Source organism: Frigoribacterium sp. RIT-PI-h, assembly GCF_001297205.1.
Lineage (GTDB): Bacteria > Actinomycetota > Actinomycetes > Actinomycetales > Microbacteriaceae > Frigoribacterium.
On record NZ_LHOZ01000076.1, the window covers coordinates 51,134 to 70,809 of the forward strand.

The 19,676-nt window shown below is 72.1% G+C and carries 19 protein-coding genes; 6 read left to right on the plus strand and 13 right to left on the minus strand.

Going from position 1 to position 19,676, the window contains the following annotated elements; genetic code table 11:
* Window positions 1–14: 14 nt before the first annotated feature.
* The 5 genes from AEQ27_RS10600 to AEQ27_RS10620 form a co-directional block, all read right to left on the minus strand.
* Window positions 15–1,154, minus strand: coding sequence for a 5-(carboxyamino)imidazole ribonucleotide synthase (locus AEQ27_RS10600; protein ID WP_054146627.1), 1,140 nt, complete (start codon window positions 1,152–1,154; stop codon window positions 15–17).
* Complete coding sequence (locus AEQ27_RS18080; protein WP_054146628.1) at window positions 1,151–1,627, minus strand: hypothetical protein; 477 nt, start codon at window positions 1,625–1,627, stop codon at window positions 1,151–1,153. Before AEQ27_RS18080 ends, AEQ27_RS10600 begins: the two co-directional genes overlap by 4 nt.
* Window positions 1,628–1,726: 99 nt before the next feature.
* On the minus strand, window positions 1,727–3,031 hold the full coding sequence (locus AEQ27_RS10610; RefSeq protein WP_054146737.1) for a UDP-glucose/GDP-mannose dehydrogenase family protein: 1,305 nt from the start codon (window positions 3,029–3,031) through the stop codon (window positions 1,727–1,729).
* 29 nt (window positions 3,032–3,060) lie between these two features.
* Window positions 3,061–3,609, minus strand: coding sequence for a PH domain-containing protein (locus tag AEQ27_RS10615; RefSeq protein WP_235451060.1), 549 nt, complete (start codon window positions 3,607–3,609; stop codon window positions 3,061–3,063).
* 4 nt (window positions 3,610–3,613) lie between these two features.
* Window positions 3,614–4,393, minus strand: coding sequence for a biotin--[acetyl-CoA-carboxylase] ligase (locus AEQ27_RS10620; RefSeq protein ID WP_054146630.1), 780 nt, complete (start codon window positions 4,391–4,393; stop codon window positions 3,614–3,616).
* A gap of 107 nt (window positions 4,394–4,500) precedes the next feature.
* Between AEQ27_RS10620 and AEQ27_RS10625 the strand changes: the two genes are divergently transcribed.
* The gene (locus AEQ27_RS10625) at window positions 4,501–6,114 is read left to right on the plus strand and encodes an acyl-CoA carboxylase subunit beta (RefSeq protein WP_054146631.1); all 1,614 of its coding nucleotides are present in this window, start codon (window positions 4,501–4,503) and stop codon (window positions 6,112–6,114) included.
* Window positions 6,111–6,392, plus strand: a complete 282-nt coding sequence (locus AEQ27_RS10630) for an acyl-CoA carboxylase epsilon subunit (protein ID WP_235451061.1) — start codon at window positions 6,111–6,113, stop codon at window positions 6,390–6,392. Before AEQ27_RS10625 ends, AEQ27_RS10630 begins: the two co-directional genes overlap by 4 nt.
* 277 nt (window positions 6,393–6,669) lie before the next feature.
* On the opposite strand, the gene AEQ27_RS10635 is transcribed toward AEQ27_RS10630, so the two are convergent.
* The 4 genes from AEQ27_RS10635 to AEQ27_RS10650 all read right to left on the minus strand — a co-directional run bounded on the left by AEQ27_RS10635 (window position 6,670) and on the right by AEQ27_RS10650 (window position 11,033).
* A complete protein-coding gene (locus AEQ27_RS10635; RefSeq protein ID WP_054146632.1) occupies window positions 6,670–7,716 on the minus strand; it encodes a hypothetical protein in 1,047 nt (348 codons plus the stop codon).
* Window positions 7,713–9,020: a sensor histidine kinase gene (locus AEQ27_RS10640; protein WP_054146633.1), complete on the minus strand. Its 1,308-nt coding sequence runs from the start codon at window positions 9,018–9,020 to the stop codon at window positions 7,713–7,715. Before AEQ27_RS10640 ends, AEQ27_RS10635 begins: the two co-directional genes overlap by 4 nt.
* The gene (locus AEQ27_RS10645) at window positions 9,010–9,720 is read right to left on the minus strand and encodes a response regulator (RefSeq protein ID WP_369813638.1); all 711 of its coding nucleotides are present in this window, start codon (window positions 9,718–9,720) and stop codon (window positions 9,010–9,012) included. The genes AEQ27_RS10640 and AEQ27_RS10645 overlap by 11 nt, the downstream gene beginning before the upstream one ends.
* A gap of 71 nt (window positions 9,721–9,791) precedes the next feature.
* Window positions 9,792–11,033, minus strand: coding sequence for a class I SAM-dependent RNA methyltransferase (locus AEQ27_RS10650; RefSeq protein ID WP_054146635.1), 1,242 nt, complete (start codon window positions 11,031–11,033; stop codon window positions 9,792–9,794).
* Between the two features lie 26 nt (window positions 11,034–11,059).
* On the opposite strand from AEQ27_RS10650, the gene AEQ27_RS10655 reads away from it, so the two are divergent.
* From AEQ27_RS10655 to AEQ27_RS10670, 4 genes are all read left to right on the plus strand, one after another.
* The gene (locus AEQ27_RS10655; protein ID WP_054146636.1) at window positions 11,060–11,749 is read left to right on the plus strand and encodes a nucleoside triphosphate pyrophosphatase; all 690 of its coding nucleotides are present in this window, start codon (window positions 11,060–11,062) and stop codon (window positions 11,747–11,749) included.
* Window positions 11,750–11,828: 79 nt separating this feature from the next.
* Window positions 11,829–13,586, plus strand: a complete 1,758-nt coding sequence (locus AEQ27_RS10660) for a biotin carboxylase N-terminal domain-containing protein (RefSeq protein ID WP_054146637.1) — start codon at window positions 11,829–11,831, stop codon at window positions 13,584–13,586.
* Window positions 13,587–13,646: 60 nt separating this feature from the next.
* Window positions 13,647–14,480 carry a purine-nucleoside phosphorylase gene (locus AEQ27_RS10665; protein ID WP_054146638.1) on the plus strand — a complete coding sequence of 278 codons (834 nt, stop codon included), beginning with the start codon at window positions 13,647–13,649 and terminating at the stop codon, window positions 14,478–14,480.
* A complete protein-coding gene (locus AEQ27_RS10670; RefSeq protein WP_235451062.1) occupies window positions 14,477–16,366 on the plus strand; it encodes a phospho-sugar mutase in 1,890 nt (629 codons plus the stop codon). The genes AEQ27_RS10665 and AEQ27_RS10670 overlap by 4 nt, the downstream gene beginning before the upstream one ends.
* Here AEQ27_RS10670 and AEQ27_RS10675 read toward each other — a convergent pair.
* The 4 genes from AEQ27_RS10675 to AEQ27_RS10690 form a co-directional block, all read right to left on the minus strand.
* Window positions 16,305–16,577 (minus strand): PTS sugar transporter subunit IIB, encoded by a 273-nt coding sequence (locus AEQ27_RS10675; RefSeq protein ID WP_054146639.1) that lies wholly within the window; start codon window positions 16,575–16,577, stop codon window positions 16,305–16,307. The two genes, AEQ27_RS10670 and AEQ27_RS10675, sit on opposite strands and share 62 nt — an antisense overlap.
* A gap of 28 nt (window positions 16,578–16,605) precedes the next feature.
* Window positions 16,606–17,052, minus strand: a complete 447-nt coding sequence (locus tag AEQ27_RS10680; protein WP_054146640.1) for a PTS sugar transporter subunit IIA — start codon at window positions 17,050–17,052, stop codon at window positions 16,606–16,608.
* A 2-nt stretch (window positions 17,053–17,054) separates the two neighbouring features.
* Entirely contained in the window at window positions 17,055–18,176 is a 1,122-nt protein-coding gene (locus AEQ27_RS10685; RefSeq protein ID WP_054146641.1) for an adenosine deaminase, read from the minus strand.
* 135 nt (window positions 18,177–18,311) lie between these two features.
* On the minus strand, window positions 18,312–19,607 hold the full coding sequence (locus AEQ27_RS10690; RefSeq protein WP_054146642.1) for a thymidine phosphorylase: 1,296 nt from the start codon (window positions 19,605–19,607) through the stop codon (window positions 18,312–18,314).
* Window positions 19,608–19,676 lie beyond the last annotated feature (69 nt).

The window sequence follows — 19,676 nt, forward strand, 5'->3', positions numbered from 1 at the left end:
CTAGAGGATAGCCGTCAGTCGGTGAAGAACTCGACAGCGGCGCGCGCCCGGAAGACGGCCTCGTCGAGGTCGTCGCCGACCACGGTGACGTGACCGACCTTGCGCTCGGGCCGGGGGGCCTTGCCGTAGTCGTGCACCTTGGCCGCCGGCTGGTCGACCATGAGGGCGGGCAGACGGTCGGCCATCGACCCCGTCGCCGGCCCGCCGAGCACGTTCAGCATGACGCTCCAGGGACGGTGGCAGTCCGTGTCGCCGAGGGGCAGGTCGAGCACCGCCCGGAGGTGCTGTTCGAACTGGCTCGTGGTCGATCCGTCGATCGTCCAGTGCCCGGTGTTGTGCGGCCGCATGGCGAGTTCGTTGATCAACAGGCGGTCGTCGGTCGTCTCGAAGAGCTCGACGGCCAGGACCCCGGTGACGTCGAGCCGTCCGGCGACCGTCCGCGCGATCTCGTCCGCCACGTCGGCCAGGCGACCGGCGCTCGAGGGCGCCGGGGCGAAGACCTCGGAGCACACTCCGTCGCGTTGGACGGTCTCGACGAGGGGCCACGGGACGATGTCACCGCTCGGCCGACGGGCCACGAGCTGCGACAGCTCGCGCCGGAACTCGACGAGCTCCTCGACCAGGAGCGCGCCTCCGTTGCCGTCCTCGGCCAATGCGCCGAACCAGTCGTCGGCGTCGTGGGCCGCCGAGACCACGCGAACGCCCTTGCCGTCGTAGCCACCCCGCGCGGTCTTGACGACCGCCCGGCCACCGTGGTCGGCGAGGAACGCCTCGAGCTCGGTGGCGTCGTGGACGGCCGCCCAGTCGGGAACGGGCAGTCCGAGCTCGGAGAGCCGCTGACGCATCACGATCTTGTCTTGCGCGACGGCCAGCGCGGACGGCCCGGGGTGCACGCGCACGCCCGCGTCGACGAGAGCGGCGAGGACGTGTTGGGGAACGTGCTCGTGGTCGAAGGTGATCACGTCGACCGTGCGGGCGAAGTCGAGGACGACGTCGACGTCGTGGTAGTCGCCCACCCGGGTCGCGGCCAACCGGGCCGAACTGCCCTCGGCCTCGGCGAGGACGCTGATCTCGATGCCGAGGTGGACGGCGGGCGGGATCATCATGCGGGCCCGCTGGCCTCCGCCGATGACGCCGACCCGGAGAGCCGTCATCGGACGACCGTCCCGCTCAGCTGAGGTGAGTCCGGAGTGCCACCGACCGTGCACCGGTAGGTGACGTTGGCGACCCCCACGTCGCCGCCTGAGTAGAGCCCGGCGACGTCGATGGTGCGCCCCCCGGAGCCCTGGACGAGGATCTGCGACGAGCGGTCGTTCCAGGTGTAATCCGCGCCCTGCGACCTCGTGGCCTCGTTCCGGCAGGCGTCGTAGGCGCGGGCGTCGGTCCAGCCGTCCGCCTGGTCGGTCGGCACGGGGACGGGTGTCTCGACGGTGTCGACCGGGTCGTCGGCGGGCACCGTGGGGGCAGCCGTCTCGGCCCCCGTGTCGGGCGCCGAGGGTGACGCGGTCGCCGTCGGGCTGAAGCTCGACATCGTCGGCGTCGGGTCGTCGTCGTCGCTCGTGCACGCGGCGAGGGTGAGGGCCAGGGCCCCGGCGGTCAGCACGGCGATGAGAGCCCGGTTCGTCATGCGGTCATCGTATCGGTGGCACCGGGTCGGGCGGCGTCGACCTGCCGGAGGAGGAGCGGCTGTGGCACGAGAGGCCGGGCCTCGCGCTCCGGCGTCCCGCTAGGGCCGCCCGAGCCCCCGGAACTCGAACCCGGCCTCGCGCCACTCGGCGGGGTCGAACACGTTGCGGGCGTCGACGATGCGACGACTCGAGACCAGCGCGGCGACCTCGGCCGGTCGGAGCGCCTTGAACTGCTTCCATTCGGTGAGGACCAAGACGAGCTCGGCGCCGCGGAGCGCGCTGGGGACGTCGTCGACGTAGCCGAGGTCGGGAGCCAGTCGGGCGGCCGTCTCGTTGGCCTCGGGGTCGTGGACGACCACGTCGGCGCCCGCGGCGTGGAGTCGGCGGGCGACGTCGAGTGCCGGCGAATCGCGGACGTCGTCGCTGTCGGGCTTGAACGCCACACCCAGCACGGCGATGCGCGCCCCCCGCACCTCGTCGAGCATCTCGCCCACGAGGTCGACGACGCGGTCGCGGCGACGGAGGTTCACGGCGTCGACGTCGGCGAGGAAGTCGAGGGACTCGAGCCCCAACTCGCGTGAGCGGGCCCGGAACGCCCGGATGTCCTTCGGCAGGCATCCGCCGCCGAAGCCCAGGCCGGCGTTGAGGAGCCGCCGGCCGATGCGGGCGTCGTGCCCGATGGCGTCCGCGAGCTGCGTCACGTCGGCTCCGGTGGCCTCGGCGATCTCGGCCATCGCGTTGATGAACGAGATCTTCGTCGCGAGGAACGCGTTGGCCGAGACCTTCACGAGCTCGGCCGTCGCGTACCCGGTCACGAGACGGGGGGTGCCCGTGGCGAGTGCCGTCGCGTAGACCTCGTCGAGCACGGCCGTCGCGCGCTCACCGGCGTCGCCGGAGGGCACGCCGTAGACGAAGCGGTCGGGAGCGACGGTGTCGGCCACGGCGAAACCCTCGCGGAGGAACTCGGGGTTCCAGGCCAGTTCGGCCCCCGAGGAGGCGCGGACCAGGTCGGCGAGGCGGCTCGCGGTGCCCACGGGAACGGTGGACTTGCCGACGACGAGGTCGCCGTCGGCGAGGTGGGGCAGCAGCCCCTGGACGGCGGCGTCGACGTACGTCAGGTCGGCCGCGTCGCTGCCCGCCGTCTGGGGGGTGCCGACGGCGACGAAGTGGACCTGCGAACCCGCGGCGTCCGCCGGGTCGGTCGAGAACCGCAGTCGCCCCGAGTCGAGAGCGCGGCGGAGGGCCTCGGGCAGGCCGGGCTCGAAGAAGGGCGCGTGGCCCGACGAGAGCATGTCGATCTTGCGGGGGTCGACGTCGATGCCGACGACCTCGTGCCCGAGGTCGGCCATGCACGCGGCGTGCACGGCTCCGAGGTACCCACAACCGATGACGGAGATTCGCATGACCACACCCTATGGCGTGCCCGGGGCGGTCAGACGACCGGCCCGTGACCCCAGGCCGTCGTCTCGTCGTTCCCGACGGACTGCTCGTGCTGGCGACGCTGGGCGACGCTGTTGAGGTTCGACTCCATGAGATCGTGCAGGGTCGACTGGACGAGATCGGCCGACGGGACGTCCCAGAGGACGAGCGGACGGTCGAGACCGGTGTTGATCAGGACGTCTCCGCTGCGGAACGCGCTCTGCACCGAGTTCTTGCGCACCGTGAGGTCGTACCCGCGGCTGTGCAGCAACTCCTGGCGAGTGCGCACGAAGAGCCCCTTGCGCACGACGAGGCGTCGCGAGGTGATGACGTAGCGCTTGCCGAGCCAGATCAGCACGGGGACCAACCAGAGCAGCACGATCAGGGCGAGGGCCGCACCCAGCACGACGTAGTTCTGCCACTCGACGTCGAATCGACCGCCGAAGTAGCCGGTCGCGGCGCAGATGCCGACGAGCGCGAGCGAGGGCCAGAACAGCACCCGGGCGTGGGGACGCAGCCGCGCGACGACGTACTCGGTCGGTTGCGGTCCGTCGGTGCTCACAGGCTCATTCATACCGCAGATGCGTGACGTCACCCGAAGCGACGGCCGTCAGCTCGCCGGTCGAGGCGGAACGGACGACCAAGCGGCCCGACTCGTCGACGTCCACCGCCTCGCCGACCAGGGCCGCGCCTCCGGGGAGTTCGACGCGGACCGAGCGTCCCAGGGTCGCGCAGTCCGCTCGGACCACCGCCAGGGCACCGCTCGCGACCGCGTCGCCGCGGGCTGCGGTGAGGTCGCCGACGAGCCGTGCCAGGCCCGAGACCCACGACGACGTGACGGCGTCCGCGAGCTCGAGGGCCGTGCCCCGTGCACCGTGCAGACCGAGCGACGTCGAGGTCGGAGTGGGCAGGTCGTCGGCGGGCACCGTGAGGTTGACCCCGGCACCCACGACCACGGCGCTCGCATGGGGTCGCAGCTCGGCGAGCAGGCCGCAGACCTTGTCACCGTCGACCTGCACGTCGTTGGGCCACTTCAGCGAGACGTCGCCGCTCTCGACCACGCCCCGGACGGAGGCGCGCATCGCCACCCCGGCGAGGAGCGGCACCCAGCCGAGCGAGTCGACCGGCAGGTCGCCCCGGTGCAGCAGGACGCTCACCGCGAGGGAGCGACCGGGCGCGGTCTGCCAGCGTCGGTCGAGCCGGCCCCGCCCCGCGGACTGGTCGAGGGTCAGCCAGGTCGCCAGGTGCGGCTCGTCGACGGCTGCCAGCAGGTCGGCGTTGGTCGACCCGGTGGATTCGAGCACCACGAGACGGGGGCTGACGGACGCGCTGAGGGGGAAGGCCATCGTGCCAGCCTACGGAACTGCAGTTGACGACTCCTACGACGTCCGGGCGGGTCCACGCGTGGAAACCTCCAACGGATGGCCACGGGTCGGTCAGTAGAGTGAGGCGCGTGACTCCTGACTCCGCGCCCCACACCGACGCCGCGCCCGACCTGCACACCACCGCGGGCAAGCTCGCCGACCTCAAGGCCCGCTATCACGAGGCCGTGACGGCCAGCGGCGAGGCCGCGATCGCCAAGCAGCACGCCAAGGGAAAGAAGACGGCCCGGGAGCGCATCGACGAGCTGCTCGACCCGGGCTCGTTCGTCGAGCTCGACGAGTTCGTCCGGCACCGCACGCACGCCTTCGGCATGGAGGCCAAGCGACCCTACGGCGACGCGGTCGTCACGGGCACGGGCACGATCCACGGCCGCCAGGTCGCGGTCTACTCGCAGGACTTCACCATCTTCGGCGGCTCGCTCGGCGAGGTCGCGGGCGAGAAGATCATCAAGGTCATGCAGCTGGCCCTCAAGACCGGGGTGCCCATCATCGGCATCCTCGACTCGGGCGGGGCACGGATCCAGGAAGGTGTCGTCGCCCTCGGCAAGTACGGCGAGATCTTCCGGCTGAACACGGCCGCCTCGGGCGTCATCCCCCAGATCTCGCTGATCATGGGCCCCGCGGCCGGAGGCGCGGTGTACTCCCCCGCGCTGACCGACTTCGTGATCATGGTCGACAAGACGAGCCACATGTTCGTCACCGGGCCGGACGTCATCAAGACCGTGACGGGCGAGGACGTCGGCTTCGAGGAACTCGGCGGAGCCCTGACCCACAACAAGGTCTCGGGCGTCTCGCACTACCTCGCGAGCGACGAGGACGATGCCCTCGACTACGCCCGGGCCCTGCTGTCGTACCTGCCCGACAACAACCTGGCCGACCCGCACGTCTTCGACGTGCCCGTCGAACTCGAGACCACCGACCACGACCGCCAGTTGAACACCCTGATCCCGGACAGCCCGAACCAGCCCTACGACGTGATGACGGTCATCGAGCACGTCGTCGACGACGGCGAGTTCCTCGAGGTCCAGCCGCTCTTCGCGCCCAACATCGTCGTGGGCTTCGGCCGGGTCGAAGGCCGCCCGGTGGGCGTCATCGCCAACCAGCCGTCCGCCATGGCCGGCACCCTCAACATCGAGGCCGGTGAGAAGGCCAGCCGTTTCGTGCGCTTCTGCGACGCGTTCAACATCCCGATCCTCACCCTCGTCGACGTGCCCGGATACCTGCCCGGCACCGACCAGGAGTGGACCGGTGTGATCCGCCGCGGCGCCAAACTGCTCTACGCCTACGCCGAGGCCACGGTCCCGCTCGTGACGGTGATCACCCGCAAGGCCTACGGCGGCGCCTACATCGTCATGGGGTCGAAGCAGTTGGGAGCGGACATCAACCTTGCCTGGCCGACCGCCGAGATCGCCGTCATGGGCGGGCAGGGTGCCGTCAACATCCTCTACCGCAACGAGATCAAGGCGGCGGCCGAGGCCGGCGAGGACGTCGCGGCCGTGCGCACACGGCTCGCGAACGAGTACACCTACAACGTCGCGAGTCCCTTCCTCGCCGCCGAGCGGGGCGAACTCGACGGTGTGGTCGAACCGGCGGCGACCCGGGTCGCGGTCATCAAGGCGCTCCGTGCCCTCAAGACCAAGCGGGCGAGCTTGCCCCCGAAGAAGCACGGGAACATCCCCCTGTGAGCGGGCGTCACGCAGCCGCGTCCCCCGACGCGACGGAGCCCTCCCCCGACGCGGACGAGCAGTCGACGGCGCCCCTGCTCAGGGTCGTCTCCGGAGACCCGACGCCCGACGAACTGGCGGCGGTGACGGCGCTGCTCGCGGCCGTCCAGGTCGGCCGGGCCGAGTCGGACGCGACGACGTCCTCCCGGCCCACGACGTCGGCCTGGACCCGTTCGGCCCGCGCACCCCGTCCGACCATCGCGGCCGGCGACGGCCGGTGGCGGGGTTTCGAGGGCTGACGCCCCGGGAACGGGGTGGACCTGGTCATCCTCCCCCACCTGTCCCCCTAAATGACTACTGCACACGCGGCCCCGACCGGCCATGCTTGCTGATGTTGGGTGTCTCCCTCGGAGCCACACCACCGAGCAGGGGCCGACCAGGGTGAACGGGCTCCTGCCGGGGGGAGTCAGGGCGGCATTCGGGTTGCCGCCCTGGCTCAGGGTCTCGGAAGGGCCGGACGATCGTCCGGCCCTTCCTCATGTCGTGGGGCCCGTCGCACCGGGGGCCGTCCGACGATCAGGGGGCCGAGCGAGGGATCTGCAGCCACAGCTGGACTTCGTCGCCGTCGTCGTCCTCGTCCGCGTCGGCCGAGACCCCCCGGCCGAGCGCGCTCGACGACAGGTCTGCCGAGCCGAGTCCGACGACCGTGACCGCGTCCTCTCCCCCGCCCTGGACGGTCCGGACGATGATGCGATCGGCGAGCGAGTCGCGCAGGGCCCCGGCGAGCACGGCATGGACCCGTCGCAGATCCGTCGGTCCGAGGTCGTCGATGCCTCCCTCGTCGAGGAGACTGACGACGGCTCCGCGACGGCGCGCCGCCATGACCTCGTGACGGACGTCGTCGTCGAGGAGGCGCCGCCCCCGGATCTCGTCCCGGATCGCTCCCTCGAGGTTGAGGCACTCCTGCCGCTCGGCCGCGGTCAGGTCGCCGTGTCGGCGGACGATGGTCTGGAGCATCGGCCGTGCCGTCCGACCCGTCTGCAGCAACCGGTACTGACGCTCGTTCACGTGGGCTTCCTGTGCGGCCTGCCAGTCCGCCGCCTCGTGCTCGGCGAGGATGAACTCGCGCGTCTCGCGCCCCGCCCGGGTGAGCGTGCTCGACATCGCGTGGCTGAAGGCGACCCAGACCCCGCTGCCGACGATGCCGAGGTCGGCGATCTGTTCGACGCCGGCCCACAGCACGCCGTGTACCGCCATGAAGCCGGCGCCGAGCCAGGCGAACCCCTGTCGACGCCTCGTGGACACGATCACCATGAGCGTGCCCACGGCGGCCACGTACCAGGTGGCGTAGCCGTTCTTGACCGAGCTGTCGAGCTCGGAGGTCACGACGAGCGGCAGGACGATGCTCACGGCGAGGCAGAACGAGGCCATCCACACGGGCATGATGACGTGCTTGCTGGGCCACAGCACGGCCACGGTCGCGGCGGCGTACAACGCCATGCACGCGACGACGGGCAGCGGATCGCTGAACCGGTCCAGCGACGCCGCGGCCAGGACCAGGTGGTACGCCGAGAAGACCGCGGCCAGCGACACGATCAGCCACCGCGGCACGGAGACCCTCACGCGGCGCCCCCCGAGGTGCCGGCCTCGTCGGCGGGGTCGGGCGAACGGTCGGGGGTCCGGCCTCCGTCGAGGAGCGCGTCGACGGGCCACCGCAGGCGCACGAGGGTTCCGTGCCCCGGTGCCGAGTCGATGGTCGCGAGCCCGCCGGCGTTGTGTAGCCTCTCGTGGATCGACACGCGGACCCCGAGACGCTCCGTCGGCACCGTCGTCGGTTCGAAACCCTTGCCCGTGTCGCCGACCTCGACGGTCGTCAGACCCGTCGGGTCACGGGTGACGCGCACCCAGCGCCTCACACCGGGCCCGTCGCCGGCGTGCTGCGAACTGTTGACGAGGGCCTGCACGGCAGCCGAGTAGAGCGCCTCGGCGGCGGTGGACGGGATGCCGTCGCCCTCGATCGGGCCCCGGCGCAGCTCGACCGCGACACCCAGGTCGGCCACGGCGGCCTCGATGCGGTCCACCATTCCGGCGATCGTGGTGTCGGACTCGTCGAACGGCGTGGTGCTCGCCGCGGCGGAGAGGTGGGACATGGCGTTCCGGGCCATGTTGGTCGACAACTCGCGCTCGTCGGGCGACCACGCCCTGGCCGCCTGGATGAAGGTCGTGAGGACGCTGTCGTGGACGATGGCGTCGACCTGCACCCGCTCGAGCTCGGTGGCGTGCTCGCGGATCGCCTCGGAGTACCGCGCGACGGCGGTCGCCTGGGCCTGGTCGACGTTCGCGGCCGCCTGGCGCAGGATCACCACGAGGATCAGGACGGCGCCGCCGAGCAGGATGGCGTAGACGGAGTCGAGGGTCGCCCGTTGCGGGGAGACCGCCCCGCCCGACGGCGTCAGGCGGATGAAGCCGTAGACGGCCGGAGCGACGAAGAGGTAGCCGGTGGCGATCCAGGTCGAGAACGCCGAGGCGGCCGAGGCCGTCGCGACGGTGCACAGGTACCAGAGCCACGGCACGCTCGACTGGACCTCGCTGGGGTCGTCGACGGCGAGGGGCCACGTGACGAGGGCGATCAGGTAGGCGATGGCGACGAAGGCCTCGACCGTCGTGACGCCGCGTTGCACGAGGCTCGCCACGACCAACGCGGAGAACCCGCCGAACATCGCCAGGCCGATGACCCAGGCCCAGGCGAGTTGCATGCTGTCGACCTGACCGATCATGCCGGGCAGGGCTTGCAGGCCGAAGACGAGTCCCGCCGCGGCGATGATCCGCCCCAGCACCTTGTCGAGCAGGGCGCGGCTGATCGGGTTGCGCGGGGGCCGGAGCGCTCCGAGCGGGATCGGTGCGCTCAGCCGACCCTCACCGGCCATCGCCGCCGTCTGCGTCGAGCCCCGGCAGGATGCCGTCCTCGACGGCGCGACGGAGCAGGTCGACCTTGGTGGGTGCCGGTCGGCCGACCTCGACGTACTTGACGCGGATGCGGTCGAGGTACTCGCGGGCCGTCGAGTAGCCGATGCCGAGCTGCTGTGCGGCCAGCTTGAGCGGCAGGCCCGAGGCGTAGAGGTGCAGGATCTCGCGCTCGCGACGGCCGAGCTGGGCCTTGGCGAAGTCGCGGTCGGCATCGATCGCGCTCGCCCATTCGAGGTTGTTCAGCACGTCACCCCGGGCCACCGTCGCGACGGCGGCCATGACGGTCTTCGTGGCGGAGGACTTCGGGATGACCCCGGCCGCCCCCGCGGCGAGCGCCTCACGCACCGAGGCGACCCGGTCGGCGATGCTGTGCACGAGGACGGCCGACCCCGTGGCCTGGACGCGCTTGACGTTGTCCGTGACCGTCGAGCCGTCGCCGAGCGACAGGTCGAGGACGACGACGTCGACCTCGCGACCGGCGAGGTTCTCGACGAACTCCTGGACACCGGCCGCGGTGAGGATCACCTCGAAGCCCTCGTTCTGACAGGCGGCCTGGATGCCGAGCCGCACCGACTCGTGGTCGTCGACGACGGCGACCCGGACGGGCGCGGTCTGGCGGGGGGCGGTGGGGGTCTCGGTCGTGAGGTCTGACACGGTGATCCTTCGGTCGGCGTGTGCCCTGGTCCCTGAACCCCGGGCGTGCACGGGGTACATCGTAACGGGATCGCGGCTCAGGCAGGCAGCAGACGCACCACCGTCTCGACGTGGTGCGTGTTCGGGAAGAGGTCGTACGCCTGCAGGGCGTCGAGTGCGTAGCCGCGCTCGGCGAAGAGGGCGACGTCGCGGGCGAGGGCGACCGGGTCGCACGCGACGTAGACGACCTGGGCGGGGCGCAGGGCCGCGATCTCGGACACCACGTCGCGTCCCGCGCCCGAGCGGGGCGGGTCGAGCACGACCGTCGCGGCGGCGAGGCGCTCGCGCTCGGCGTCGCTCGCCTGCGACGCGGTCTGCCGCAACCAGCGCTCCACGCGTCCGGTCACGGCCGACGCTCCGATCCACTCGGCCAGGTTCTCGGAGGCGTGCTCGGTGGCCCGCTCGTCGCTCTCGACGCTCGTGATGCGCGTCCCCGCGCCGAACCGGTCGCCCACGGCGGCGGCGAGCAGTCCGACCCCGCCGTACAGGTCGAGGTTGGCACCCTTCGGATCGAAGCGCTCGGGGTCGATCATGGTCTGCACGGCGGCGGTGAGCGTGGCGGCGGCCTCGCGGTGGACCTGCCAGAACCCACCGTCGTCGGGGCGGAACTCGCGGGCCCCGACGATCTCGGTGATGGTCGAACGGGCCTGACGCCCGATGATGAGACGCGCGCCCCCCACGCTCGGGGCGACGACGTCGACGTGTTCCTCACCGGGGAAGGCGTCGCCCAGCGGCGCCACCTCGGCGACCTCCGGGGACGCGAGCGGCAGGTCGGGCACGTGCACGACCCGGTGCGAACGCGCGGCGTACTGGCCGGGACGCCCCTCGGCGTCGAGGTGCAGGCGCAGGCGCGTGCGCCACCCGGTGCCGCCGCGCTCGTCGTCGCCCGGGAGGGCCTCGACCGTGACCCGGCCGTCGGCGTCGGCGACCCCGCCCATCCGGGTGAGCGCGTCGACCACCACGCGCCGCTTCAGCTCGCGCTGGTGGGCGAGCTCGATGTGCCCGAACTCGGCACCGCCGGCCCGGTCGGCCGGATCGACCTCGAGGGCGGCCGCGCCCCACACGTGCGGTCGGCGGTGCTCGCTCGCCTCGAGGACGCTCACCGTGTCGGCACGCCAGAAGGCCTTCTTGCGGTCGTCGGCGATGCGCGCCACGACCTTCTCGCCGGGCAGGGTGTCGGTCACGAAGACCACCCGCCCGTCGAGTCGGGCCACCGAGATGCCCCCGTGTGCGATGCCCGTCACGTCCAGTTCGACCTCGCGGCCCAGCATGTCTCCCATGCGTCGAGTCTGACAGGCTGGGCGGCATGACCGTCCCGCTCTACCTGGCCAGCACCTCCCCCGCCCGTCTCGCGCTGTTGCGCGCCGCCGGGATCGAGCCGGTGCTGATCAGCCCCGGCGTCGACGAGGAGGCCGCGGTAGCGACCGAGTCCGCACGCCTCGGCCGCGACCTCACGGCGGCCGAGACGGTGCAGCACCTCGCCCGGCTCAAGGCCGAGGCCGTGCTCGACACCGTGGTCGACGGCCGCCCCCTCGACGGGCTGGTGCTCGGGGGCGACAGCGCCTTCGAGTTCGACGGCGAGGTGCACGGCAAACCGCACGAACCCGCGCTGGCGCTCGACCGGTGGCGCCGGATGGCCGAGATCGGCCACGGCACCCTCTGGTCGGGCCACTGGCTGGTCGACCACCGCGGCGGCGCTCCGCGAGTCACCGCCGACACCCCGTCAGGAGGCGCGGGCCGGGTCGCGAGCGCGTCCCTCACCTTCGCGGACGACCTCGACCCGCGCGAGCTCTCGGCCTACGTCGAGACGGGCGAGCCGCTCGAGGTCGCGGGTGCCTTCACGATCGACGGCCGTGCGTCCGCGTTCATCACGCACATCGAGGGCACCCCGAGTGCCGTCGTGGGTCTCTCGGTGCCCGTGCTGCGGTCGCTCGTCCGGGGCTTCGGCGTGCCGTGGCACGAACTGTGGACCTCGCCGACCGCCGGGTCCTTGTAGGTTCCAGCTCGCGCCTCCTGGTCCTTTTTGTGCACGTCAGCCAAAGGCAGGCGCTGAGCGCGCAATAGGGTGGGGAACTATGCCGCGTATCAGCAAGGTCCTCATCGCCAACCGTGGAGAGATCGCCGTCCGCGTGATCCGGGCCGCGCGTGACGCCGGAATCGGCTCGGTGGCGGTCTACGCCGACCAGGACCGCGACGCCCAGCACGCCCGCCTCGCCGACGAGGCCTACGCCCTGGGCGGAACCACGAGCGCCGAGACCTACCTCGTCATCGACAAGATCCTCTCGGTCGCCCGCCGCTCGGGCGCCGACGCCGTGCACCCCGGCTACGGCTTCCTCGCCGAGAACGCCGACTTCGCGCGGGCCGTCCAGGCCGCGGGTCTGATCTGGATCGGCCCGTCGCCCGAGGCCATCGAGCAGCTCGGCGACAAGGTCTCCGCTCGCCACATCGCCGAGCGCGTGGGGGCCCCGCTCGCCCCCGGCACCCTGAACCCCGTCTCGGGCGCCGACGAGGTCCTCGAGTTCGTCGACCAGCACGGCCTGCCCGGCGCCATCAAGGCGGCCTTCGGCGGCGGTGGACGCGGCCTCAAGGTGGCCCGCGCCCGCGACGCGGTCCCCGAGCTGTTCGACTCGGCCACCCGCGAGGCCGTCGCCGCCTTCGGACGCGGCGAGTGCTTCGTCGAGAAGTACCTCGACCAGCCGCGCCACGTCGAGACCCAGTGCCTGGCCGACGCGCACGGCACCGTCGTCGTCGTGTCGACCCGCGACTGCTCGTTGCAGCGCCGCCACCAGAAGCTCGTCGAAGAGGCCCCCGCGCCGTTCCTCACCGACGAGCAGACCGCCAAGCTGTACGAGTCCTCGAAGGCGATCCTGCGCGAGGTCGGCTACGTCGGCGCCGGCACCTGCGAGTTCCTGATCGGCAAGGACGGCACCGTCTCGTTCCTCGAGGTCAACACGCGCCTGCAGGTCGAGCACCCCGTGTCCGAAGAGGTCACCGGCATCGACCTCGTCCGCGAGCAGTTCCGCCTCGCCGAGGGCGGCGTGCTCGACTACGACGACCCCGAGGCCCGCGGCCACTCGTTCGAGTTCCGGATCAACGGCGAGGACGCCGGTCGCGGGTTCATGCCGGCCCCCGGCCCGATCCACGTCTTCAAGGCCCCGGGAGGCCCCGGCGTGCGCGTCGACAGCGGCGTCCAGGCGGGCGACGAGATCAGCGGCTCGTTCGACTCGCTCCTCGCCAAGCTGATCGTCACCGGCTCGTCGCGCGAGGACGCCCTCGAGCGCTCGCGTCGCGCCCTGGCCGAGTTCGAGGTCGCCGGCCTGCCGACGGTGCTGCCGTTCCACCGCGCGATCGTCGACGACCCCGCGTTCGCGCCCGCCGACGGCGCACCGTTCTCGATCTACACCCGCTGGATCGAGACCGAGTTCGACAACACCATCCCCGCGTGGAGCGGCGAGGCCGAGGCCCCGCGCCCGGCCGACGCACGCGACACCGTCGTGGTCGAGGTGGGCGGGAAGCGACTCGAGGTCTCGCTGCCGGCCGGTCTCGGGTCGCGCACCGCGCCTCCTGCGGTCGCCCCCAAGCGCCGAGGTGCGCCCCGGTCGTCGGTCGTGACCGCGACCGGTGCCGAGGTCAAGGCGCCGATGCAGGCCACCGTCGTGAAGCTCGCCGTCGAGGCCGGTCAGCAGGTCGTCAAGGGCGACCTGGTGCTCGTGCTCGAGGCGATGAAGATGGAACAGCCCGTCGCCGCCCACCGTGACGGCACCGTCTCGGGCATCGCGGCCGTCGTCGGCGAGACCGTCTCGTCGGGCCACGTCCTGCTCAGCATCGACTGAGCCCGCGCCGGGCCCCGTGGCGACCGGGGACGCGGGTCGGCAGACCCTAGAGTGGACGCCATGTCTGAGACCACCACGCACCCGCTCGACGACCGCGCCGCCGACCCCTTCGAGGTCGCCCGCACCGCCGCCGCCGAGATCGCCGACAAGACCGGCGTCGCCCGACACGACATCGCCCTGACGCTGGGCAGCGGTTGGGCCAAGGCCGCCGACCTGATCGGCGAGACCGTGGCCGAGGTCCCGGCGACCGAGATCACCGGGTTCGCCGCGTCGGCCGTCGTCGGCCACACGAGTTCGATCCGCAGCATCGCCCTGCCCTCGGGCAAGCACGCCCTCGTCATGGGTGCCCGCACGCACTACTACGAGGGCCACGGCGTGCGTCGGGTCGTGCACGGCGTGCGCACGGCCGCCGCCACGGGCGCGACGACGATGATCCTGACGAACGGTGCCGGCGGCATCAGGGAGACGTGGAAGCCCGGCACCCCCGTGCTGATCAGCGACCACATCAACCTCACGGCGGACTCGCCCCTCGAGGGCGCGACGTTCATCGACCTGACCGACCTGTATTCCTCGCGACTGCGCGACGTCGCGCGTGGCATCGACCCCGACCTCGACGAGGGCGTCTACACGCAGTTCCGCGGCCCGCACTACGAGACGCCGGCCGAGGTGCAGATGGCGAAGGCGATCGGCGGCCACATCGTCGGCATGTCGACGGCCCTCGAGGCCATCGCCGCCCGCCAGTCCGGCATGGAGGTGCTCGGCATGTCGCTGATCACGAACCTCGCCGCGGGCATCCAGAAGACCCCCCTCAGCCACGCCGAGGTGCTCGAGGCCGGGCGCGACGCCGAGGCCAAGATCAGCGACCTGCTCGCCCGCATCGTGGCGGCCCTGTGAGCGGCGACGTGCCGACGCCCGGCAGCGACGGCCCCCGGGTCTCGCCCGACCTCGACGGTCTGATCGCGACGGCCACGGCCTGGCGCGACCAGGACCCCGACGACGAGACGCGCGACGAGCTCGACCGCCTGCTCGCCCGTGCCGGGTCCGACGACTCCGACGCCGTCCTCGACCTCGCCGACCGGTTCGCCGGTCGCCTGGAGTTCGGCACCGCCGGCCTGCGCGGCGCCCTGGGCTCGGGCTCGAACCGCATGAACCGCGTCCTCGTGGCTCAGGCCGCGGCGGGCTTCGCGGCGTTCCTCCTCGGCCGCGAGTCGCACCCCTCGATCGTCATCGGCTACGACGGGCGCAAGAACTCCGGCGTCTTCGCCCGCGACACCGCCGAGATCATGGCGGCGGCCGGCGTCTCCGCGACGATCCTGCCGCGCGCCCTGCCGACGCCGGTGCTGGCCTTCGCGGTGCGCCACCTCGACGTCAGCGCGGGCGTCATGGTCACCGCCAGCCACAACCCGGCGCAGGACAACGGCTACAAGGTCTACCTCGGGGGCGTCGACGCCGGATCGCAGATCGTCTCGCCGGTCGACGGCGAGATCGCGGCCGAGATCGAGAAGGCTGCGCAGGCGCCCGTCACCCGGCTGGCCCGTTCCGACGACTACCGCGAGGCCGGCGACGACCTCGTCATGGAGTACGTCCGACGCACCGCCGCCGTGGCCGGGACGGCGGCGACCGGTCGTCAGCCGCGCGTCGTCTACACCGCGATGCACGGCGTCGGGTGGGAGGTCGCGCGACGCGTGTTCGCCACCGCGGGCTTCGCCGAGCCGATCCCCGTCAGTGAACAGAGCGCCCCCGACCCGGCGTTCCCGACCGTGGCCTTCCCCAACCCCGAAGAGCCCGGCGCCATGGATCTGTCGTTCGCCACGGCCGACCGTGTCGAGGCCGACCTGGTCATCGCCAACGACCCCGACGCCGACCGGCTCGCGGTCGCCATCCCCGTCGACGGCGGCTGGCGTCGACTGAGCGGCAACGAGGTCGGTTCACTGCTCGGCTGGCGCGCCGCCGAGCACGCGCGTCGGGACGACCGCGACGGCACCCTGGCCGCGAGCATCGTCTCCTCCCCCGCCCTGCGCGAGGTCGCCCGGGTGCACGGGCTCGACTACGTCGACACCCTCACCGGTTTCAAGTGGGTCTCCCGCGTCGGAGGCCTGCTCTACGGCTACGAAGAAGCACTCGGCTACCTCGTCGACCCCGACGTCGTCCGCGACAAGGACGGCATCTCGGCCGCGGTCGACCTGCTCGCCCTCGCGACCGAGTTGCACACCGCCGGGTCGAGCCTGGCCGAGCACCTCGTCGCCTTCGACGAACGGTTCGGCGCCTACGCCTCGTCGCAGATCTCGATCCGGGTCGACGACCTCGCCACCATCACGGCACTCACCGACGGTCTGCGCCGGCGCCCCCCGGCGACGATCGGCTCGCACCGCGTCGACCGCGTCGACGACTTCCGCGACGGATTCGGTGCCTTCCCCGCAGGTGACATCCTGCGCTACTGGCTGACCGACGGCTCGCGCGTCATCGTCCGCCCGAGCGGCACCGAGCCGAAGCTCAAGGTCTACACCGACGCGTCGAGCCCCGGGGGCGCCGCCGGCGCCCGCGAGCAGCGGCCGAGGCGGCCGTGGCCGACCTCGACGCGGGCATGCGGGCCCTGCTGGCCTGACGGTCGGGGCGGTGACCGCCCGGACGACGGACGAGACCCCGGAGGCGCGACCTGCGCCTCCGGGGTCTCTGACGTCCGTGCCGTGGCGGCTCGCCCCGGTGCGCCCGCCGGGCTCAGCCGAGCGACTTCTGCAGCTTCTCGGTCAGCTCGGCCTGGTCGAAGTGGTTCTGGATGACGATGACGTCGGCGAACGTGGAGCCGATGGCCTCGACGAACTCGGCCGACGTGAGGATCACTTGCGCGTCGTCGCCGACCGAGGCGATCGAGCCGATGTCGGCCGCGACGACGTCGGCCTCGATGTCGAGCTTGGCCAGGACGCGTTCGGCGTTGGCCTTGAGGATTCCGCTGCTGCCGATGCCGGCGCCGCAGATGGTGACGATCTTCATGGGGCTGTCTCGATCCGTCGTGGGAGGGTCAGGCGGGGACGCCCATCAGCCGACGCACCTCGTCGACCGAGGTGGCGGCCGCGAGGGCGGGGATGACGGAGGCTTCGTTGAAGACGTTCGCGAGGTCGGCGATCGATTCGAGGTGGCCCCCGACCGTGACGATCGCGAGGCCGAGGACCACGCTGACGGGGTCGTTGTGCGGGTGCCCGAACGGGACGGGCTCGGCCAGGGTCACGACCGCCAGCCCGTCACGGACCACGTCGTCGCCCGGACGGGCATGGGCCAGCACGAGGCCGGGCGCGATGACCACGTAGGGGCCGTGCTCGTCGATCATGCGGACCATCTCGTCGCCGTAGCCCTCGCGGGCGGCACCGGAGTCGACCAGCGCGTGCCCCGCGACACGGACGGCCTCACGCCAGTCGGCGACCTCGGCACCGATGACGACCGCCTCGTCGGGCAGCGGGGGGAGCGCCATGCTCAGACCCCCTCGAAGCCGGCGGTGATGCGGTCGGCCAGTGCTTCACGGTCTTCGAGCGGGAGGAAGCACGACGCGGCGGCGTTGAGCTGGAACGTCTCGTGGTCGTCGAGGTCGTAGTCGAAGGCCTGGCTGAGGAGGGCAAGCTCTTTGCAGAGGCTCGTGTCGCTCATCAGGCGGTTGTCGGTGTTGACCGTCACGCTGTAGCCGAGCTGGTAGAGCAGGTCGAAGGGATGGTCGTCGAGGTCCGTGCCCCAGGCGGCGACGGCACCGGTCTGCAGGTTGGACTGCGGTGACAGCTCGAGCGGGATCTCGCGGTCGCGCACCCAGGAGGCGATCGGCCCGATCTCGACCGTCGAGGTCGACCCCTTGCTCGCGACGACGCGGATGTCCTCGGCGATGCGGACTCCGTGGCCGAGCCGGAGGGCCCGCCCGTCGATCAACGCGCCGCGGATGCTGTCGAGACCGTCGGCCTCGCCCGCGTGCACCGTGACGGGCATGAACTCTCGTGCCAGCAGGTCGAAGGCGACCTTGTGGTCGGCGGCCGGGTACCCGGCCTCGGGCCCGGCGATGTCGAAGGCCAGCACGCCGTTCTCGCGATGGCGGACCGCGAGCTGGGCGATCTCGAGCGACCGCTCGCCCTGGCGCAGCGCACTGAGGATCTGGCCGACCGAGATCTCGTACCCGTCGGCGGCCAACGACCGTACGGCCGACGCGAAGCCCGTCTGCACGGCCTCGACCGCCTGGTCGAGGGTGAGCCCCTGCCGCTGGTGCTGCTCGGGGGCCCAGCGCACCTCGGCGTGGACGACGCCGTCGGCGGCCAGGTCGAGGACGAACTCGTGGGCGACGCGGGTCAACTGCTCGGCGGTCTGCATGACCGCGACCGTGAGCTCGAAGGTCGCGAGGTAGTCGACGAGGGTGCCGGAGTCGGCGTTCTCGACGAACCAGCGGCGCAGCGCCTCGGGGTCGGACGCAGGGAGGTCGATGCCGGCCTCGACCGCCAGGTCGACGACGGTCTCGGGCCGGAGGCCCCCGTCGAGGTGGTCGTGCAGCGACACCTTCGGAAGGGCCGCGAGCCGCGGGCCCCCGTTCGGAAGCCGGTAGTCCTTGTCGGGAGCGCTCATGCCCTCAATCTACTAGCGGTCCGGCCGACGACTCTGGACGCGCGCCACGAGAGAGGTGCGCGCGCCTCGAGAAGCGGCACCGCGCCTCCTGGACGAAGGCGCGGTGCCGGCGGGACGTGCGTCGGACGAGGCCGGTCAGCCGATCCGCTCGGCGACGATGGTGCGCGCGGCCGGAGCCTCGTCGCCGATCGTCCACGCCCCGTCGACGGCGTCGATGGCACGCTCGAAGCGCCCGGGCTCGTCCGTGTGCAGCGTGAACAGGGGCTGGCCCTCGGTGACCCGGTCGCCCGGCTTCGCGTGCAGCTCGATGCCCGCGGCCGCCTGCACCGGGTCCTGCTTGCGGGCACGACCGGCGCCGAGACGCCAGGCACCGATGCCGAACGGCAACGCGTGCTGCTCGGTCAGATAGCCGGTGCGCTCGGCGGTGACGACGTGCGTCTCGCGGGCGGTCGGCAGGGCTGCGTCGGGGTCGCCGCCCTGGGCGCGGATCATGCGCTTCCAGGCGTCCATCGCGCGGCCGTCGTCGAGGGCGGCCTCGACGTCGGCGTCGGGTCGACCCGCCAGGGTCAGCATCTCGCGGGCGAGGGCGACGGTGAGCTCGCGGATGTCGGCCGGGCCGCCTCCGGCGAGGGTCTCGACCGACTCGCGCACCTCGAGGGCGTTGCCGATGGTCAGGCCGAGCGGCACGTTCATGTCGGTGAGCAGGGCGGTCGTCGCGACGCCGGCATCGGTGCCGAGGTCGACCATCGTGCGGGCCAGCTCACGCGACCGCTCGATGTCCTGGATGAACGCGCCCGAGCCGAACTTGACGTCGAGGACGAGCGCCGCGGTGCCCTCGGCGATCTTCTTGCTCATGATCGACGACGCGATCAGCGGGATGGCCTCGACGGTGCCCGTGATGTCACGGAGCGCGTAGAGCTTGCCGTCGGCGGGGGCGAGACCCGACCCGGCGGCGCAGACCACGGCGCCGCTGTCGGCCATGATCTCGCGCATGCGGTCGTTCGAGATCGACGCCTGCCACCCCGGGATCGACTCGAGCTTGTCGAGCGTGCCCCCGGTGTGACCGAGTCCCCGGCCCGAGAGCTGCGGGACGGCGACGCCGAACGAGGCGACCAACGGGGCCAGCGGCAGGGTGATCTTGTCGCCGACGCCACCGGTCGAGTGCTTGTCGACGGTCGTCTTGCCGAGACCGGTGAAGTCCATCGTCTCGCCCGACCGGATCATGGCCATCGTCATGTCGCGGATCTCGCGGCGCTCCATGCCGTTGAGGAAGATCGCCATGGTGAGCGCCGACATCTGCTCGTCCGCCACGTAGCCGCGCGTGTACGCGTCGATCAGCCAGTCGATCTGCTCGGTGCTGAGGGCGTCGCCGCCCCGCTTGACGCGGATGAGGTCGACGGTGTCGAACGGTTCGACGGCGTTCTGGGTCACGGTGGGGCTCCTAGCGGTGGTGCGGTGGGTGGTGCGGCCGTCGGCGCGACGCGGACGCCGCGACGGGGA

Coding starts and splice junctions, on each gene's coding strand:
- AEQ27_RS10600 (WP_054146627.1), bottom strand. CDS start 1,154: ATGACGGCTCTCCGGGTCGGCGTCATCGGCGGAGGCCAGCGGGCCCGC.
- AEQ27_RS18080 (WP_054146628.1), bottom strand. CDS start 1,627: ATGACGAACCGGGCTCTCATCGCCGTGCTGACCGCCGGGGCCCTGGCC.
- AEQ27_RS10610 (WP_054146737.1), bottom strand. CDS start 3,031: ATGCGAATCTCCGTCATCGGTTGTGGGTACCTCGGAGCCGTGCACGCC.
- AEQ27_RS10620 (WP_054146630.1), bottom strand. CDS start 4,393: ATGGCCTTCCCCCTCAGCGCGTCCGTCAGCCCCCGTCTCGTGGTGCTC.
- AEQ27_RS10640 (WP_054146633.1), bottom strand. CDS start 9,020: ATGGCCGGTGAGGGTCGGCTGAGCGCACCGATCCCGCTCGGAGCGCTC.
- AEQ27_RS10650 (WP_054146635.1), bottom strand. CDS start 11,033: ATGGGAGACATGCTGGGCCGCGAGGTCGAACTGGACGTGACGGGCATC.
- AEQ27_RS10655 (WP_054146636.1), top strand. CDS start 11,060: ATGACCGTCCCGCTCTACCTGGCCAGCACCTCCCCCGCCCGTCTCGCG.
- AEQ27_RS10660 (WP_054146637.1), top strand. CDS start 11,829: ATGCCGCGTATCAGCAAGGTCCTCATCGCCAACCGTGGAGAGATCGCC.
- AEQ27_RS10665 (WP_054146638.1), top strand. CDS start 13,647: ATGTCTGAGACCACCACGCACCCGCTCGACGACCGCGCCGCCGACCCC.
- AEQ27_RS10675 (WP_054146639.1), bottom strand. CDS start 16,577: ATGAAGATCGTCACCATCTGCGGCGCCGGCATCGGCAGCAGCGGAATC.
- AEQ27_RS10680 (WP_054146640.1), bottom strand. CDS start 17,052: ATGGCGCTCCCCCCGCTGCCCGACGAGGCGGTCGTCATCGGTGCCGAG.
- AEQ27_RS10685 (WP_054146641.1), bottom strand. CDS start 18,176: ATGAGCGCTCCCGACAAGGACTACCGGCTTCCGAACGGGGGCCCGCGG.